At 37.5% G+C, this 17,842-nt stretch carries 14 protein-coding genes; all 14 read right to left on the minus strand.

Annotated features, from left to right (window positions below; translation table 11 throughout):
* Window positions 1-85: 85 nt before the first annotated feature.
* The 14 genes from ACE1MS_RS15945 to lon all read right to left on the minus strand — a co-directional run bounded on the left by ACE1MS_RS15945 (window position 86) and on the right by lon (window position 17,780).
* Window positions 86-766: a hypothetical protein gene (locus ACE1MS_RS15945; protein ID WP_012295477.1), complete on the minus strand. Its 681-nt coding sequence runs from the start codon at window positions 764-766 to the stop codon at window positions 86-88.
* A gap of 174 nt (window positions 767-940) precedes the next feature.
* Window positions 941-1,387 (minus strand): CoxG family protein, encoded by a 447-nt coding sequence (locus ACE1MS_RS15950; RefSeq protein WP_012295478.1) that lies wholly within the window; start codon window positions 1,385-1,387, stop codon window positions 941-943.
* Between the two features lie 241 nt (window positions 1,388-1,628).
* Window positions 1,629-2,921 (minus strand): glutamate-1-semialdehyde 2,1-aminomutase, encoded by a 1,293-nt coding sequence (gene hemL / locus ACE1MS_RS15955; protein ID WP_031419306.1) that lies wholly within the window; start codon window positions 2,919-2,921, stop codon window positions 1,629-1,631.
* Window positions 2,922-3,902: a porphobilinogen synthase gene (gene hemB, locus ACE1MS_RS15960; RefSeq protein ID WP_012295480.1), complete on the minus strand. Its 981-nt coding sequence runs from the start codon at window positions 3,900-3,902 to the stop codon at window positions 2,922-2,924.
* Window positions 3,899-4,660 (minus strand): uroporphyrinogen-III synthase, encoded by a 762-nt coding sequence (locus ACE1MS_RS15965; protein WP_012295481.1) that lies wholly within the window; start codon window positions 4,658-4,660, stop codon window positions 3,899-3,901. Before ACE1MS_RS15965 ends, hemB begins: the two co-directional genes overlap by 4 nt.
* Window positions 4,650-5,582 (minus strand): hydroxymethylbilane synthase, encoded by a 933-nt coding sequence (gene hemC / locus ACE1MS_RS15970; protein WP_012295482.1) that lies wholly within the window; start codon window positions 5,580-5,582, stop codon window positions 4,650-4,652. Before hemC ends, ACE1MS_RS15965 begins: the two co-directional genes overlap by 11 nt.
* An 18-nt stretch (window positions 5,583-5,600) precedes the next feature.
* Window positions 5,601-6,428: a cytochrome C assembly family protein gene (locus tag ACE1MS_RS15975; protein ID WP_031419310.1), complete on the minus strand. Its 828-nt coding sequence runs from the start codon at window positions 6,426-6,428 to the stop codon at window positions 5,601-5,603.
* Between the two features lie 173 nt (window positions 6,429-6,601).
* On the minus strand, window positions 6,602-7,966 hold the full coding sequence (gene hemA, locus ACE1MS_RS15980) for a glutamyl-tRNA reductase (protein WP_012295484.1): 1,365 nt from the start codon (window positions 7,964-7,966) through the stop codon (window positions 6,602-6,604).
* Between the two features lie 196 nt (window positions 7,967-8,162).
* Entirely contained in the window at window positions 8,163-11,084 is a 2,922-nt protein-coding gene (locus ACE1MS_RS15985) for an S-layer homology domain-containing protein (RefSeq protein ID WP_012295485.1), read from the minus strand.
* Window positions 11,085-11,102: 18 nt separating this feature from the next.
* Window positions 11,103-12,551, minus strand: coding sequence for an S-layer homology domain-containing protein (locus ACE1MS_RS15990; protein ID WP_031419312.1), 1,449 nt, complete (start codon window positions 12,549-12,551; stop codon window positions 11,103-11,105).
* Between the two features lie 205 nt (window positions 12,552-12,756).
* The gene (locus tag ACE1MS_RS15995; RefSeq protein ID WP_036162259.1) at window positions 12,757-14,415 is read right to left on the minus strand and encodes a hypothetical protein; all 1,659 of its coding nucleotides are present in this window, start codon (window positions 14,413-14,415) and stop codon (window positions 12,757-12,759) included.
* A gap of 145 nt (window positions 14,416-14,560) precedes the next feature.
* The gene (locus tag ACE1MS_RS16000; RefSeq protein ID WP_012295488.1) at window positions 14,561-14,734 is read right to left on the minus strand and encodes a YjfB family protein; all 174 of its coding nucleotides are present in this window, start codon (window positions 14,732-14,734) and stop codon (window positions 14,561-14,563) included.
* Window positions 14,735-14,869: 135 nt separating this feature from the next.
* Window positions 14,870-15,451: a ribosome biogenesis GTP-binding protein YihA/YsxC gene (yihA, locus tag ACE1MS_RS16005; RefSeq protein WP_031419314.1), complete on the minus strand. Its 582-nt coding sequence runs from the start codon at window positions 15,449-15,451 to the stop codon at window positions 14,870-14,872.
* Between the two features lie 4 nt (window positions 15,452-15,455).
* Window positions 15,456-17,780 (minus strand): endopeptidase La, encoded by a 2,325-nt coding sequence (gene lon / locus ACE1MS_RS16010; RefSeq protein WP_031419316.1) that lies wholly within the window; start codon window positions 17,778-17,780, stop codon window positions 15,456-15,458.
* Between the last annotated feature and the right edge of the window lie 62 nt (window positions 17,781-17,842).

Below are 17,842 nucleotides of genomic sequence, written 5' to 3' on the forward strand. Positions count from 1 at the left end.
TTGTTGTTTTCAGTTTATTCGTGTCATTATTGTTCCAACATCCGGTGATTTAATTTTCTTATTACTCTTGCTACTTCTCAGCTATTTACTTTTGAAAGACATCATTTGATACACGAACTTTAAGCGGTGTATATTCTTCTGTTAGATCCCAAATCATAGAAGGCACTTCATGCCAAGAGCTGGACTCACGTACAACAATATGACTTGAGGATTCTCTCAAAATTGTTTTTTGGTCAACTGTTGTAGTCTTCTCTTGGTGTGAAGCCGCTACTACTGCGGTAGTTTGTTTTTTCACTTGCGTGCTTTCTTCCAGCACAGCAAGTGTCTCTTCATGTTCAAAGGCACTGGCAGTAAAGGGCTGATTTTCGATCACATGGTCATTTTCAACAACTGGCTCATATTCGTTAAAAACGCTTGTGACTGTCCACTCGAGCTGACATTTCTGATTCGTCAAGCTCGGTCGAATATCTTTGACCATTATATCCTTCAGGTCTGATTCTTTTGGTAAATCGACATGTAATGGCACGGCATACTCAAAATAACCTGTATCTCCTTGGACATCTAGGGCATCAATTGAAATTAAATCCTCATCGCCTGTAAAAGCTTGCATATTTTGAAAATCGAAGCGTACATGTGCGGTGATATGATATATGCCTATTAGTCGAAGTGAATCCTCTAACTGCATTGCTTGCCACTGTGGCTTAATTTGCACTGCCGCTATTTCTGTTGGGCAACCGTACCCAGGAAAACAAAATGTTTCGCTCATGTTCCATGTTTTGTGTTCGATAATAATCCCTCCCTTTGCATCATATGTCTTATAAGGGGATAGTATGCTAGAAAGCTTCCTATTGAACAGTATAAAAAAGAGGCAATTAGTATAAAAATGGCATGCTAGAACATTACTTCTAGCATGCCATTTTTATGAATGTACTAACATCCGTTAAACATGTACTAATTTAATTTTATTCGCTACACGATCTGTTAATATTTGTGTTGCCTTTGGTACAATCGGCTTGAAAATCGGGTTTAAAACAGGGCCAGCTAACCCACCAGCAATCACTTCTAAGAAGCCTGTCATTTTTGTATTTTCAGCATCGATGCTTTCTGCAAGGAAATAGCCATTTCCTGTAAAATTATCAGAAAGACCTTTTAGTTCAAATGTTACTTTAGATGGGGCTACCCACTCCAAAATAATAATTTCTACTTCTACTGTTTTTTTCAGAACTCCAACATTTCCTTTAAAAGTCCATGTTGAATGTTTGTCATCAATCATTTCATGTGCGTTATAACCTGGGACAAGCTTTGCCCATTTCTCCATATCACTGACGAAATCCCATACATGTTCAATTCCTACGGGTACTTCGACTGTATGTGTGCCTGTTGCCATATTAATTCACTACTTTCTTTTATGAATAGCTATATTATAAACGATATCGTCCACATTTTGGCTATGCTGAAAGATATAATTTTGACAAAAGCAGGTCCTTCATCCAGTATAGATGATTGTCCCTGGTAGTTAATATATGCTATATTTTCTCTTTTGTTCTTTTATTGCTCAAGTACTACAATGACTTCTAACTTATATAAAAAGGGCATGCTAGATTTTTTCTAGCATGCCCTATAAAACTTTACTTAGCCAATTGAGCAAACACTTTATGGAATGCAGCTACTGTTTTAGCAATATGTTCTTCCGTATGAGCTGTCGAAATAAATAACCCTTCAAACTGAGATGGTGGTAGGAAAATTCCTTCCTCAGCCATCAATCGGAAGTATTCAGCAAATAAAGCTAAATCCGATGATTTTGCAGTTGCAAAATCAATTACCTCTTCATTCGTAAAGAAGAAGCCAATCATTGAACCCGCACGATTAACAGTGTGAGGAATATTGTATTTCGTCGCCGCTTCGCGGAAACCAGCCTCTAACTGATCGCCTAGTTGTTTAAAGTATTCATAAGTACTGCGATCTAAACGTGATAACGTTTCATAGCCTGCTGTCATAGCTAATGGATTTCCTGAAAGTGTACCTGCTTGATAAATTGGACCGGCTGGTGCTACTTGCTCCATAATTTCTTTTGTACCGGCAAAGGCTCCTACAGGAAGGCCGCCGCCAATTACTTTCCCTAACGTCGTTATATCAGGTGTAACTCCAAAATAACCTTGTGCACAACCATAATCGACACGGAAGCCCGTCATAACCTCATCAAAGATTAATAACGAACCATGTGTAGATGTTAATTCGCGTAAACCTTCTAAGAAACCTGATTGTGGTGGTACAACACCCATATTCCCTGCAACTGGCTCTACAATAACTGCTGCTAACTCGGCACCAAATTTTTCAAAAACAGCTTTAGCGCCTTCTAAATCATTATAGGCTACCGTTAACGTATTACGAGCAACATCTGCTGGTACTCCAGGGCTATCAGGAAGACCTAATGTGGCAACTCCAGATCCTGCTTTAATTAATAATGAGTCACCATGACCATGATACGATCCTTCAAATTTTAAAATCTTATCACGACCTGTAACACCACGTGCTACACGTAATGCAGACATCGTAGCTTCTGTCCCTGAAGAAACAAAGCGAATCATTTCCATGCCTGGTAATCGATCTAATACTAATTGAGCTAATCGATTTTCTGTATAGGTTGGTGCACCAAAGGAAGAGCCTTTTGCCGCAGTTTCAGCAATTGCTTTGACAACCTCTGGATGAGTATGTCCTAAAATGAGTGGTCCCCAAGATAATACATAATCGATATATTCATTACCATCAATATCTTTAATAATAGCCCCATGGCCAGATTCCATAAAAATAGGGTCCATATTTACTGATTTGAATGCACGTACAGGGCTGTTAACACCTCCTGGCATTAACTGAACAGCTTCAGCATAGGCTTGTTTTGATTTTTCGTAAGAGCGTGTCATTTATTTCTCCTCCAACCAACGTGCAACATCTTTTGCATGATACGTAATAATTAAATCAGAGCCTGCACGTTTCATACCTAATAATGTTTCAAGCACAACTTTTTTCTCTTCAATCCAACCATTAATAGCAGCTGCTTTAATCATCGCATACTCACCTGAAACATTATACGCTACTAGTGGTAATGGATAATTATTTTTCATATCTCGGATAATATCTAAATAACTTAGGGCAGGCTTAACAATTAAGAAATCCGCCCCCTCTTCAATATCAGATTCTGCCTCACGGAATGCCTCTAATCGATTTGATGGGTCCATTTGATATGATTTACGATCACCAAATTGTGGTGCACCATCCGCCGCGTCACGGAATGGGCCATAGTAACTTGACGCATATTTCACCGCGTATGACATGATTGGAATATGTTCAAAGCCGGCTTCATCAAGCCCAGCACGAATCGCCGCAACAAAACCATCCATCATATTAGACGGAGCAATTATATCTGCGCCTGCCTTTACTTGTGATACTGCAGTGCGAGCTAAAACATCTAATGAAGGGTCATTTAAAATTTGATCGCCTTCAATTAGGCCGCAATGACCGTGATCCGTAAACTCACATAAGCATGTATCCGCAATGACCAAAAGCTCAGGGTGACGCGTTTTAATTAAGCGAGTCGCTTCTTGGACAATACCATGATCATGGAATGCACCAGTTCCAACAGCATCTTTTTCAGCTGGTAAACCAAATAAAATGACAGCTGGGATTCCTAATGCAACAACCTCATCAATTTCTGCTTCTAGTTTATCTAATGAAAATTGAAAAACACCAGGCATAGACTGTACTTCATTTTTAATATTTTCGCCCTCTATTACAAAAATAGGATAAATCAGGTCCTCTTTATGTAAGTATGTTTCTTTTACCATTGATCGCATCGTTGCATTGGCACGCAAACGACGATGTCTTTGAAATTGTAGTTTTGTCATGATTTGTCCCCTACTTTCATTAATTCTTCGATGACTGCTTGCATTGTATATACACTCGGCATAATATCCACAGTTGCACCGTATTGTTCAAGAGCCGCTTCCGTAATATGACCGATGGCTGCAACCCTTGTAGCCTGCCATCCAACATGTACCGCTACACTTTTTGCATATACATCTACAGCTGAAGGACTAGCAAAAATCACTGTGACGTCCTCATTGTGCTGAATGCAATTAATAATAGCTAACGTTTGATCTTGTCGTTCTATCGTTTCATAAACTGTCCATTCTTTTAAATTAAAGGGCAGTCCATCCTTCAACGTACTTTTCGCCTTTTCTCCACGAATAAACAGACAACTTGGATGGTCACCAGCTATATTTGGAAATTCCTTGACGAAAATATCAGCACTAAATACGGAAGGCATAAAGCTCACTTGAAATCCTAGATTTTCTAACGCTGTAGTTGTTTTAGTGCCAATGGAAGCAATTTTTGCGCGAAAATTTTTGGCACTTATTTGATGCCGTCCCATTTTATTAGCAAAGGCATCAACAGCATTTTGACTCGTAAAGATAACCCAGTCAAATTGAAGCGCACTATTCATTAGTTTTGCATCATTGTTGTCCATACGTTCGCATGTTTCAATTAATGGGGCAATTACTGCATGGCCACCTAAAGCTGCAATATCATCTACAATAGCTGTTGTTTTAGATGTACCTGTTAAAAGTACCGTTTTACCTCTTAAAGGTAAATCATTTTGCATCTTGCTCTGCCTTCACACGTTGAATTAAATCGAAGGCTCCTTGCTTCGTTAAAATAGTAGCCAGCTCTTCCCCTATTTTTTGTGCGTCCGAACCAACTACTGTTTCTTTATATACAACTGATGCATCAGGTGCAGCAACAAGGCCTGTTAAAGTAATTTCTTCCCCATTTGATGTGGCATAGCCAGCGATTGGTACTTGGCACCCGCCATCCATAGCCGCCAAGAATGCTCGTTCTGCATGTGCCTCTTGCCATGTTAATTGGTCTGTTAATTTAGCTAACTCGTCTAGTAGCTCGGTATCATCTTCACGGCATTCAATACCAAGAGAACCTTGTGCTACGGCTGGCAGGCAATCCTCCACTGATAAAAATTCAGTGACAACATCTTCACTCCAACCAAGTCGTTTTAAACCGGCTGCTGCTAAAATAATCGCGTCATATTCTTCGGTCTCAAGCTTAGCTAAACGTGTATCAACGTTCCCTCTAATCCATTTAATTTCAAGGTCAGGACGTACTGTTAGTAGCTGCGCACTACGACGTAAAGAACTTGTCCCGACTACAGCTCCTGCAGGTAGTTCAGAAAATTTAACATGTCCCTTCGAAATAAATGCGTCACGTGCATCTTCACGTGGAGGAATACAGCCAATTACTAAACCTTCCGGCAATACAGCAGGCATATCTTTCATAGAATGGACAGCAAAATCAATCTCTTTTTCGTAAAGGGCTTGTTCAATTTCTTTAACGAACAATCCTTTTCCGCCTACCTTTGAAAGCTGTACATCTAAAATCTGATCACCTTTTGTCACAATTTCTTTTACTTCAAATTCAAATGGAGCACCAGCAGCCTTTAATTCATTAATGAACCAATTTGTTTGCGTTAGTGCTAGCTTACTTCTCCTAGAACCTACAATAATTTTTCTCAACAGTCTCCAACCTTTCCTCTAATACCATAAATGGAATCGCGATAAACTACTTCCTAAGAAGAAATTCACAACAACTAATAGATAGGCATAAATATGTACCCATGCATAAGTTGTACCTGTCAGCTTGCTTTTGCGATTCACATATAAGATAAAGCAATACAAAATTAAAATAATGAAGGACCCTATGATTTTTGCATCGAAAATCGAAAGACTTTCTAATGTTAATAATGCCCATTCAAACCCTAATATTAAACTTATAAATAGCATTGGGATCCCAATAAAGAATGATACATTCATCCAGTTGCTCGTTTGCTGTAAAGATGGCAGTCTTGTCCATAGATGCGACCACTTTTTCTTCTTCAATAAACGATATAAAACTAGATATAATATGGCAAACACAAATGTTAAAGTGAATGCTGCATATGACAAAATTGCAAATGATATATGAATAAAAAGCATTTCCGAAATTAAAGTATCTCCGACAGTCCCAGTAGGACGTTTAGGCATAAACGTAAATATACTAGCGAACAAAAATCCTAATATATTTATAATAAATACCGGCAAGTCTACTCTTGCAATACAGTGCAGGATAATGGATAACGTCACAAGTAACCAGGAATAAAAGAGGATCCCCTCAGACAAAGATAAGATCGGAAAGCGTTTTGTTTCCACAAACGTTAAAATAATAATGGCACCTTGAATCATCCATACAAATGAAACAAGCCAGAAAGCAATGCGCCTTGCTCGTACTTGCTTATAAAAATAATCAGTAAAGTAAAAAACTAGACTGATTGCATACAAGACGATCATCACCTCATAAAGCCTTGTCATGGTCAAATCCGCCAATAGACATCCCTTCTTTGTAGTGAAATTGTAATGCTGAAATAAGAAAACAAAAAACGTTTTCGTATCCTAAGTTTACCATACAGATACGAAAACGCCTCATGTAATATCAGTAGAGAATCCAATTGCATAAAACCACTTCGTACAGCTTCAGTGTACAAAACGCAATAGATAATTTAGAAAGAATACTTTGGTTCAGCAGAAGTTTGAGTTGCCTGTGCGCGTTCTTTACGCTCAAGCTCTTGCTTCGTCATCTCTTGAACTTCAGCTTCCACAGCTTCTTCTATACCAAAAATTTGTTGGAATAAACGTAACTGTTCATTTGCTTTTGGAGAATTGGCCATTTCTTTAGCCTGTAAGATTGGCTCTTTTAATAATTGATTAATAATTGATTTTGTATGTTTACTTAAAATTTTACGTTCACGTTCCGTTAAATCTGGCATTTTGTTCTCGATACTAGTCATCGTCTCTTCTTGAATACGATTTGCTTTTTTACGTAATGCAGAAATCACAGGTACGACACCAAGTGTTGACACCCAGTCTTTAAATTGAATCACTTCATGCCCAATCATATCGGTAATATCAGCGGCAGCACGTTCGCGCTCAGCTAAATTGGCTTCGACAATTCCTTGTAAATCATCAATATCATACAAGAACACATTTGGTAAATCCCCAACACGTGGATCGATATCACGAGGAACAGCTATATCTACCATAAATAACGGTTTTCCTTTACGCAAACGTTCGACAAATTGCATCAGCTCATAATCAATGACATAATCTGTTGCACCAGTCGATGTAATTAAAATATCTGCTTCTAATAAGGAACATTGTAATTCCTTCATAGATTTAGCTTGACCATGGAATTTTGCGGCTAAGCTTTCCGCTTTTTCAAACGTACGATTAATCACGGTTACTTTTCCTACTCCACTGCCGTAGAGATTTTCAATCGCAAGCTCCCCCATTTTCCCTGCACCTAGAATAGCTACATGCTTACGTTGTAAAGAGCCAAAAATTTTCTTTGCTAATTCTACTGCTGCATAAGAAACGGATACCGCATTCTCGCCGATAGCTGTCTCATTATGTGCTCGCTTTGCAAATGTTACCGCTTGTTTAAATAGTTGATTGTAAACCGTTCCTGTCGTGCCAATCTCTTGTCCACTTAAAAAGCTTTTTTTTACTTGCCCTAAAATTTGTGTTTCACCTAGAACCATTGAATCGATCCCAGCTGTCACTTTAAATAAATGTTCGACTGCCTCATCCTCTTCACGAATTGTTAAATACGAAGAAAATGTCTCCACAGGCAAGTCAAACCAATCTGCTAAAAATTGTTTCACAAAATGACGTCCAGTATGCAATTGATCCACAACAGCATAAATTTCTGTACGATTACATGTCGAAACAATAACGTTTTCTAATATACTTTTCTGCTTTTGCAGCGCTTCCATTGCCTGAGGTAGTTCACTCTCAATGAATGATAACTTCTCTCTTATTTCAACAGGCGCTGTTTTATAATTCAAGCCTACTACGATGGTATGCATGAATAACACCTCACACGTTCTAATTCACAAATCTCATTATAGCACAGTTCGACAATAGTTCATCTATAATTTGTGAACATGTCATGAAGAACCGCATTCCGTTACCTACATTAGAATTATTATAAACTAAGTGTAACAAATTATACGTTTTGTTTCAAATTAAAAAACTGCCCCTAGATGGCGGCAGTTTTTTCCATTAATTTGTGATGGAAACAGTTTTCATTGAAATAATATTTCCATCTTTATCGTATGCGATTAAGTCAATCTCATTGCTAACTTTAAAGTCCTGCATAGTTTGTACTGTTTTCGTTAACATAAACACATGATCACTACGTTTTAGCAACTCGAATTGTACATCTCCACTAATTGATTTGTAACGTACATTAATCTTCGCAACGTTTGGACAATTACCATCAATACGAGCGCTCATTGTGAGATAGCCTTTTCGTAATGACACATTGGCTTCTTCAAATAAATCATCAGGATTGATACAGCTTGATGCTGGAGTTTTACATAAAATAGCATCAATCAACTTTTGGAACACCTGATGCAATTGTAAATTATCAAGCGCATGATAATAAGCTCCGCCTGTTTCTGTAGACAGTTGCATTAACGTAGCATCATTTATTTGTGATTTCTTGCCCATACTCACGGTATATATTTTTACACCTTGCTTTTTCGCATCATTAATAGCTTTTATCATTTTTGATTTGCTTGTTTTTCCATCAGATACAACCACAATAGCCTTAGCTGTTTTTGTATCGTTTGAGAATTTCGTTAATGCAATATCAATACCTGCAAAAATATCTGTAGCACCTTTATCTTTAGATGCTTTATAGAGGTCCTTCTTCAATACCGCATCTGTTGTACCCTCACCAAGAATTGTTGCCTTTGTGTTGGTTTCGATAACAATGTTATTTTTCGCCTTCAATTGATTGATGAATTCAATCATTTTCTTACCACGATAATTCGTTGGATCAACAGCCTTCATAGAAGAAGAATAATCCACTACATAAGCCATTTCTGTTGCTAATGAGCATGAATTTTTACTGAAGTTCGGATTAGTGAAAATATCTTTCGTCACTGTTTTATCTTTTAAACCCTTCAAAATCGTTGCATAGCGAGGGTCTATTGGATTGACAAGGGTTGCTTCTACTTTGGATTTCCCATAAATAATGGAATCAAAGTATGCAACAGCCGTACCTGGACTACCTGTATTGTTTAATGGATCTGAAGTATTCGTAATAAATGAAGCTGTTTTTTCTACTCCATCAAACTTAATTTTCACTGTTCCTTGATAATCCGTAACAGGTTCTCCACCAGGACGAACTAAAGTCACCATGACTTTTGTATATCGATCCTTGCCAGATGGTCTAGAAGCAGCATCTGCACTTTCTTTCAATGCCTCTACTCGTTTTTTATAGGCCTCTACTTGTCCTAGTAGCTTCCCGCCTTGATATTTTAATAGTACCGTACGATCATAGTTACTTAAGTTTGTAAAGATAGAATAAATTTTCATGACACTATCGTAATGTTCTAGTGTCAATTTTTTTTCTTCTGGCATATGGTTCATAAGCTGGATGATGGCTCCAACTGGGTTAATGTTCTCTACCTGAGAGGCGATAGCATCATCAATACCTTGAACACGATAAATCGGACGACCATCTTCAGAAATCATATACATAATTTCTGTTTTAGCTGGGGATGTTACAGAGTTATCCAAACGACGATTTAAAAGTTCCTCAAATAGATAAACAGAAATATTGTAGTTTTCAAATTGTAAAATAGCATTTTCATAGCCTAGGGCTGGATATCTAGAATCTGAGCCTCCGTAACGTAAATAGACATTTTGTACATTACCTAAAGCGTCTGTTACATTAGTTTGCTGCCCAATACTAAATAGCTTTTTATCCCCATCATACTTCAATGGAACTGGTGCGTACACATCAATTAAGTTTTGTGTGAAGAACTCTGGCAATTTCTCATATGGGACATATGGTGGTGTCACATTGCCATTATCATCATCTGTATTTGTAGGATCATATACTTGGTAATCAATACGCAATTCTGGTTGTGGTGAATAACGCACCTCTGCTTTTAATTTTTGCCCAACAAGACACTTCATTGCTGGATCAGTGTTATTAACTAATTCAAAGGAAATAATGTCACGAGCAGATTTCATTAATTTTGGTGCTACAACAATAGCTGACACAGTTGAACCATCAGATTGGACAGTTCTAACTGCTTCACCGGAAGTATCGATAATCGTACCGTAATTTGAAGTCACACGGAATGTATAGGATTTATCATCCGCAATAGGATCACCATTACAAGCCTTTAACGATACCGTCACAAGTGTTGAATCCACTTCATTCGCAATTAAATCAGGTTTTTCCACCACAATACTTTGCAATGCATTATTTACATACTCGGGTCCAGTAAAATCATTGGAATTATCCTTTGGTTCTTCAAAATCAGCACTATTGGAGCCCATAAACCCTGGTGGTAACGTAATGCTATCATTATCACGGCCAGCCGCACTACGTGTTAATCCTTGTACTGCAAAGTTACCATTTTGAACTGCTCTGTATAAGAATGTTGCGACATCACCACGCGTTAATTTTGTTGATGGATTAAAGCTTGCAAATGTCTTTTTGCCTGAACTACTTGTAGATAAATTATTTGAATATAAATATTGAACTGCCTGTGGTTCATCTAAATCCACACCTTTAAAAGCAGCATATATTCGTGCAAATTGACCCCGAGTAATCGCTTTTGATCGATTAGCATTTACGTGCGTTCCATTAAACGGTAAATAAAAGTCACTATAAAAGTTATAAGCCACACTATCGATATAAGATAATGCGTAGTTGCGGTCTAGCTTAGCAAACATAAGGACAAGCTCTCGATCTGTCACTTGCTCATTTGGTAAAAAGTTATTGGCATTGTTCAAAGACATCAATTCATTGTCAACAGCCCAAGAAATGGCTTTATAGTTGCTACTATTTGTCGGAACATCTCTAATTGTTGTTGCTGCTTGTGTAACAACAGGTGTTGCTGTCATCAAGAGAAGCATGAAGCACAGCATAGTAAGCCATGCTTTTTTTATATATGTCATGGTAGTTCAGCCCTTTCTTTAGTTAAAGAACAATATGTCATCACGATAGTTTTGTTTTAAGTCGTCCTCCAAATATTTCAGGAATCGTTCTAGGACAACGGAAGCTTCTGCACGAGATAGCGGCTTATTTGGATTAAAACGTCCAGCAGAATCGCCAATCATCAATCCAAGCTCATTGGCGATATAGATACCATCTCTTGCATAGTTCGGAATTTGATTGTCATCAGTAAATTTCGTTAAATAGCCAGGATTCGGCGCTCTATTTTCTAGTCCTAAGGCACGAACAAAGATAGTAGCAGCCTGTGCTCTTGTGATAGCACCATCAGGCATGAAATAATCGGCAGAAACCCCTTTAATGATTCCTTTATTTAAGGCTGATTCAATATAGGAATAGTCTTTAGTCGATCTTTTTAAATCCTTAAAGACACTTGCAGTAGGAGCCTTTCTTGATTTCTTCTCTTCAAACACGCGTAAGTCAACTGCTTTACCAATAGCTGTAGTAAAATCAATACGTTTCATTGGCGTTTTAGGTGAGAAGAAATTGCTTGAATCCGAATAAATACCTAGAGAATAAAGTTTTTCAATTGCTTCTTTCGCATAATGGTTTGTTAAATCCCGGAATTTAGGAATAATAAGGCGTTCAATAGTTGGCATATATTCTGTATCTAAATCTAGTGTGCCTTTTTGTCCTGAAGCTAAATTATAAGTGTATTCCGATATAACATCCTTTTCACTGACAACAGCATATCCACCTTCGAAGCTGCCTAAAGTACCTAGATTCTCCTCGTAATTCAAGACACGTGATTTACTTGTAGATACACGATTTTTCACATGGCTTGTCTTACCATCACTAAATGTATAAACAGACTCTGAAATTTGTGTTTCAGTTGCACCCCAAAAGTTTTCATAGCCTGCATGTCTGCTATCAGTTTCAATTGTAATCGTGTTTTTAACCGCATTTTTCCCTTTGCCAGTTTCATAAGCATAGGTCTTTCTCGAAATTACATTTCCCGAGTAATAATCAGAAGCTGCGCGATTATCTGTAACAGTTCCTTGGGAAAATTGATAATCGACTAAAGAATAAGTAATCGATCCGATAGTAATTTTTTCAGTATATTTCTTAACCTCTCCATTAGAAGTTTTCTGACCAATACTTGCATAATCCACAACATCTGACTCATAGGCAATGTTTCTTGTTAATGTAGCGCCATTGTTGCCAGTTAACTTCATACTATACGTTTCAGTTAGTTTGCCCTTGGATTCTTTTTGTGAAATTTTAATATCTTTGCTTGTTCCTTTAAAAATAACAGGTGACCCTGAAAGAAATATCGCTTCCTCATATGTATATTCATTTTTCACGGCACCCGTTGTTTCTAATGAAGCAGCAGAAGCACTGAATGGCGTAATCGAATTAATGACAAAAATAGCCAGAACGACTAACACTAATTTTGACCAATGTTTTTGCATGCGTTTATCCTCTCTTTCACTGTACATAAAGTGAATCATGATGCTAGCTTTAAACTCTAAAACAAAAATCTGCTTATCCTTCGAAAGTATTGACAATTTTAGCCTATAAGCCTAAGCGAAGAATTCTTTTTAATCAGGAATACATCGCCTTTTTTGCTAATACTGTTCGCATTAGACTCGCAGATTTTTTAATTTGTTATTTACATTAATCTACTAAAATAAAATGTCCCTTCACAAAGCGATCCGATAATACAACTAAACGATCCGATGGCTGTAAATCAGAGGCCTGAATCACTTTGCCTGCTTTTATCAGTGTCGCTTGATCAATATTCATATTAATCATCTCACCTGCTTCATACCAACGGCCATTTTGCCATTGACTAACACTCTTAACGTTAATGACAGCAGGGTACGTTGATTTCACAGATTGCAACTTCCCTGTAAGCATTAATGGTGCAACAGGCTTCGCATTATCTAAAATGTGAAGTGCTTGTACATGGCCATCCTTCACATAGAAGTAACCATAACGGCCCTCGGATAAATAAAGTTCAATATCAGGCATAACACTATAGGTTCTATTTCCGTCATCAACTTTTGCCTTTGTTGAATTACTTACAGAAAGTACAGTACGATCCGTTTTCTTGAAAACATTGGATTCAATTTTCATAGCATCATCAATTTCAATCAGATATCCATCAGCTTGAGATAATCGTCCATAATATAATTCATGACCAGCTAAGTTTGGTGACATAAAGCTATCACTCGTCACTTGCACTACCTGTGCATAATGATCACGGGCAGCACCATCTGCAATCACAAATGCAGTACCATAAGCCATAAGCCCCGTTGGTTCAATTAAACGTCCATTACGAATTAAAATAGTTCCGTTATGGAAATACATTGAACCCGCTGTTTTAAGCTTTAACAGTTTGTAATCTGTATCCACAGATAGCATTGGTTCATAATAAGTGCGTTCATTGTTTTTTAATACTACAATTTTCTCTATAACTTCTTTTCCAAATTGTTTTACAGTCGCGTAGTATGCTTCACTACCAATATAATTTTTAAGTTGACCCTTCTCTACTTTAGTATTTCCAACATATATTGGCACCTTGGAAGTAAAAGGCATCGTTGAAAGGTCTGTAGTAATTTTAGAGCCAAACTGCCAGTTAACAAAAGCATGTTGATTTTTGACAGTTAATTTATTGGCATTAGGGTTTACCGCTTGTATTTCGCCTTTATATAGGTTTTCTACTAGAGTACCCGTTTCACTTATCGCTATTTTAGTAACGATAGAAGTATTTTTATTCTTCAAGCTCAATTTAATTCGATCTCCAACATACAGTGCACTGATATCTGTTGCTGATGAGCTTTTTTGATAAACGGTTTCTTTATTTATATAATAGATAGATTCTGCACCAACATCTGGTTTTACCATAATAAATAATCCATTAGGATCAATACTCGTTACAACACCAGCAATTGTTGTACTGTTGCCTCCAGTCGATGGAACATTCGTTTCTGTTGGTAAATTTGATTTCCCTCGTAGTTCCACCACACTTCTTAAAGAAATGTCAGCTTCCACTTCCATACCCAGTTTAAAACCTTCTATAGTTGTGGACGTATTATTAATAAATAATCGAGTGTTCTTATTGATATTGTAGGTTACAGTACGCCCTCGATCATTTTGCAATGTCACTTTACTAAGCTGCTTTTCAATCGTGCCATCTGGTTTTGTATATTCTGAATATGTTACATCGACAAAGGTACCAGTCACTAGTTGGGCTGCCTTAGCTGTTTGGTTAAAGGAAAAAACTAGAACCATTAGTAACATAATCGATAGTATGTATGAATACTTTTTCAAAACTGCTGCCTCCTTGCTAAAATTTAGTCATGAATAGTATATCGTATTATTGGTAGTTTTTCTCATTCATAAAGTTACAATTTCTATCGCTACCCGTTAATTTTTAAAAGTAGAGGTAGCTTTCAATTAAAGCTACCTTTCCTGCTCAGACCTGAACATCAATTGTATGTCCAGCTGTCGGATGTGGAGCATCTAACATTTCAACTAATTGTTCTGTGTTTTGCTGTTGCATCTCCATCGCTTGTTTTGTTACAGCTAAAGATACATTTTGCATAAGTGTTGCTTGATTCATTGCCATCGATAAAGCTGCTATATCCATACAGTCCACCTCCTATCTACCTTATCGGTCAAATATTTAATTTCTCAAGTATATTCTCCAACTTTCTCTCCATACCTTATACAAAAATAAAAAGCATCTACAGTCCTAATCAATAGAACCAATAGATGCTTTTTTTTACATTCTATTTTCGATAGTTCGCCAAGCCTCTTCAAAACCAAGGCCTGATTCTGAAGAAAAGACAATAAGTGGATCATTTTTTTCCATCTCCAATGTCTCTTTGACAATTTTTTTATGCTTATCCCATTTACCTTTTGGAATTTTATCTGCCTTTGTTGCAATCACAATGCAAGGAATATTATAATGCTTTAAAAAATCATACATCATGCGATCATCTGCCGTTGGAGGATGACGCAAATCAACAATTTGTACAACTGCTTTTAATTCTTGGCGCCCTGTAAAGTAACGCTCAATCATTTTTCCCCACGCTTCACGCTCTGATTTCGAAACCTTAGCATAACCATAACCTGGAACGTCTACAAAAAATAATTGTTCTTCGATTTTATAGAAGTTAAGTGTTTGTGTCTTACCTGGTTTTGACGAAATACGCGCTAAAGCTTTACGTCCGATCATTCGATTAATGAAGGAAGATTTCCCTACATTTGAACGACCAGCTAATGCAAATTCTGGCAGTCCATCTTCTGGATATTGGTCTGGTCTTACCGCACTAATGACCATTTCGACATTATGGACTTTCATTTTTCTAAATACCTCCGTCCAGTGCATAGGCTAATACTTCATCTGCCGATGACACTAGTTTAAATGTAAGTTGCTCACGGACACTGTCAGGAATATCTTCTATATCGCGTTCATTATCCTTTGGACAAATAATAGTCGTTAATCCTGCACGATGAGCACTTAATGTTTTTTCTTTCAAACCACCTATAGGTAGTACTCGACCACGTAATGTGATCTCGCCTGTCATCCCTACTTCCCTGCGAATCGGTCGGTTAAGAATTGCAGAGACAATGGCTGTTGCCATTGTAATACCTGCAGATGGTCCATCTTTAGGGACAGCACCTTCTGGAACATGAATATGAATATCATGTGTATCAAAGTATTCTGGATCTACTTGAAGCTGCTCCATTTTTGTTCGAACATAGGATAAAGCAGTTTGAGCTGATTCCTTCATGACATCTCCCAGCTTACCTGTTAGTTGCAATTTGCCTTTTCCAGGGGTTAAGGATACTTCAATTTGTAACGTGTCGCCACCAACTGTTGTGTAAGCAAGACCAGTTGCAACCCCTACTTGATTTTCCTTTTCAGCCTGTCCATAACGGAAACGGTGTTTACCAAGCAATTCTTGTAAGGATTTTGAGCTAACCGTCACTCGTTTTTTCTCACCAGAGACAATTATTTTGGCAATTTTACGACATAGCGTAGCAATTTGACGTTCTAAACCACGTACCCCAGCCTCACGTGTATAATAACGTATTATATCAATTACTGCTTCATCTTTAATAACAACTTGTGTCTTTTTCAAACCGTGTTCTTTCAATTGCTTAGGAATTAAATGATTATTTGTAATTTGCGCTTTTTCAATTTCTGTATAGCCCGCTATAGAAATTACTTCCATACGATCTAACAATGGCCCTGGAATACTACTTAAATCATTGGCAGTGGCAATAAATAGGACATTAGATAAATCATATGTTTCCTCGATATAGTGATCACTAAATGTATTGTTTTGCGCAGGGTCTAAAACTTCTAGCATTGCTGCTGCAGGATCTCCTCTGAAGTCATTAGACATTTTATCAATTTCATCTAATAAAAATACCGGGTTAATGGTACCAGCCTTTTTCATTCCTTGGATAATACGACCTGGCATAGCGCCGACATACGTACGACGGTGCCCACGAATTTCAGATTCATCACGAACCCCACCTAATGAAATACGAATAAATTTACGATCTAAGCTTTCCGCGATGGAGCGAGCTAATGAAGTTTTCCCCACCCCTGGTGGTCCCGCTAAGCAAAGTATTGGGCCACGAAGTGAATTTTTCAACTGACGTACAGCTAAATATTCAAGAACCCTTTCTTTAACTTTTTCTAAGCCAGCATGATCACGATTCAAAATGTTCTCAGCATGATCGATACTCATACGATCCTCAGTTGCATTTGTCCAAGGTAATGAAATGAGCCAATCGATGTAATTTCGGATAACGCCACTCTCGGCACTAGCACTTGGAATTTTTTCATATCTATCTAATTCTTTTAGTGCCACTTCTTTTGTCGACTCTGGCATCCCAGACTCATCAATGGATTTTCGTAATTCGGCTACTTCACCCGTTTTTCCTTCACGATCGCCAAGCTCTGTTTGGATAGCCTTCATCTGTTCACGTAAATAGTACTCTTTTTGCGTGCGCTCCATCGATTGCTTTACTTTTGAATTAATCTTCTTTTCCAGATCGAGTACTTCTTGCTCATCATGCAAACGAATAATTAAGTGATCTAGTCGTTTTTTTACATTTAGCATTTCCAATACTTCTTGCTTATCTGCAATTTTAAAAGGCAAATGTGATGCAATAATATCTGCTAAACGTCCAGGTTCCTCAATATCTGCAACAGTGTTGATGGTTTCGGCTGTTATTTTATTAGATGATTTGGCATATTTTTCAAAATACGTTAAGAGTGTACGCATTAAAGCTTGCGTTTCCACATCCTTATCCAACAAATCCTCTTTTACATCAATATCAACCAATGTATAATTTTCTAGCGCATGATAGTTTTTCCAAGAAGCACGCGCAACTCCTTCAACTAAAATTCGCAACGTACCATTTGGTAATTTTAACATTTGTTTGACATAAGCCATTGTACCAATCGCATATAAATCTTGTTCTTCTGGCTGTTCATCGTGCATTTCCTTTTGTGTTACCAATAAAATCATCTGGTCCTCTAACATTGCCTGTTCTAGCGCCGCTACAGAACGATTTCTACCCACATCAATATGTAACACCATCGATGGGAATACTAAAAGTCCACGTAAAGGTAATAATGGTACATTTGTTGTTTTTTGTATAGTTACCATGCGGGTATTCACCTCCGTCAAAATTTTCATGTTCAATTCCCGCGCTACTAGTATGTGTTTAA

The organism is Lysinibacillus sp. fkY74-1 (assembly GCF_053165895.1).

What these genes read in the sequence shown, in the direction of transcription:
- ACE1MS_RS15945 (WP_012295477.1), bottom strand. Translation starts at nt 766, where the DNA reads ATGAGCGAAACATTTTGTTTTCCTGGGTACGGTTGCCCAACAGAAATA.
- ACE1MS_RS15950 (WP_012295478.1), bottom strand. Translation starts at nt 1,387, where the DNA reads ATGGCAACAGGCACACATACAGTCGAAGTACCCGTAGGAATTGAACAT.
- hemL (WP_031419306.1), bottom strand. Translation starts at nt 2,921, where the DNA reads ATGACACGCTCTTACGAAAAATCAAAACAAGCCTATGCTGAAGCTGTT.
- hemB (WP_012295480.1), bottom strand. Translation starts at nt 3,902, where the DNA reads ATGACAAAACTACAATTTCAAAGACATCGTCGTTTGCGTGCCAATGCA.
- ACE1MS_RS15965 (WP_012295481.1), bottom strand. Translation starts at nt 4,660, where the DNA reads ATGCAAAATGATTTACCTTTAAGAGGTAAAACGGTACTTTTAACAGGT.
- hemA (WP_012295484.1), bottom strand. Translation starts at nt 7,966, where the DNA reads ATGCATACCATCGTAGTAGGCTTGAATTATAAAACAGCGCCTGTTGAA.
- ACE1MS_RS15985 (WP_012295485.1), bottom strand. Translation starts at nt 11,084, where the DNA reads ATGACATATATAAAAAAAGCATGGCTTACTATGCTGTGCTTCATGCTT.
- ACE1MS_RS15990 (WP_031419312.1), bottom strand. Translation starts at nt 12,551, where the DNA reads ATGCAAAAACATTGGTCAAAATTAGTGTTAGTCGTTCTGGCTATTTTT.
- ACE1MS_RS16000 (WP_012295488.1), bottom strand. Translation starts at nt 14,734, where the DNA reads ATGGATATAGCAGCTTTATCGATGGCAATGAATCAAGCAACACTTATG.
- yihA (WP_031419314.1), bottom strand. Translation starts at nt 15,451, where the DNA reads ATGAAAGTCCATAATGTCGAAATGGTCATTAGTGCGGTAAGACCAGAC.
- lon (WP_031419316.1), bottom strand. Translation starts at nt 17,780, where the DNA reads ATGGTAACTATACAAAAAACAACAAATGTACCATTATTACCTTTACGT.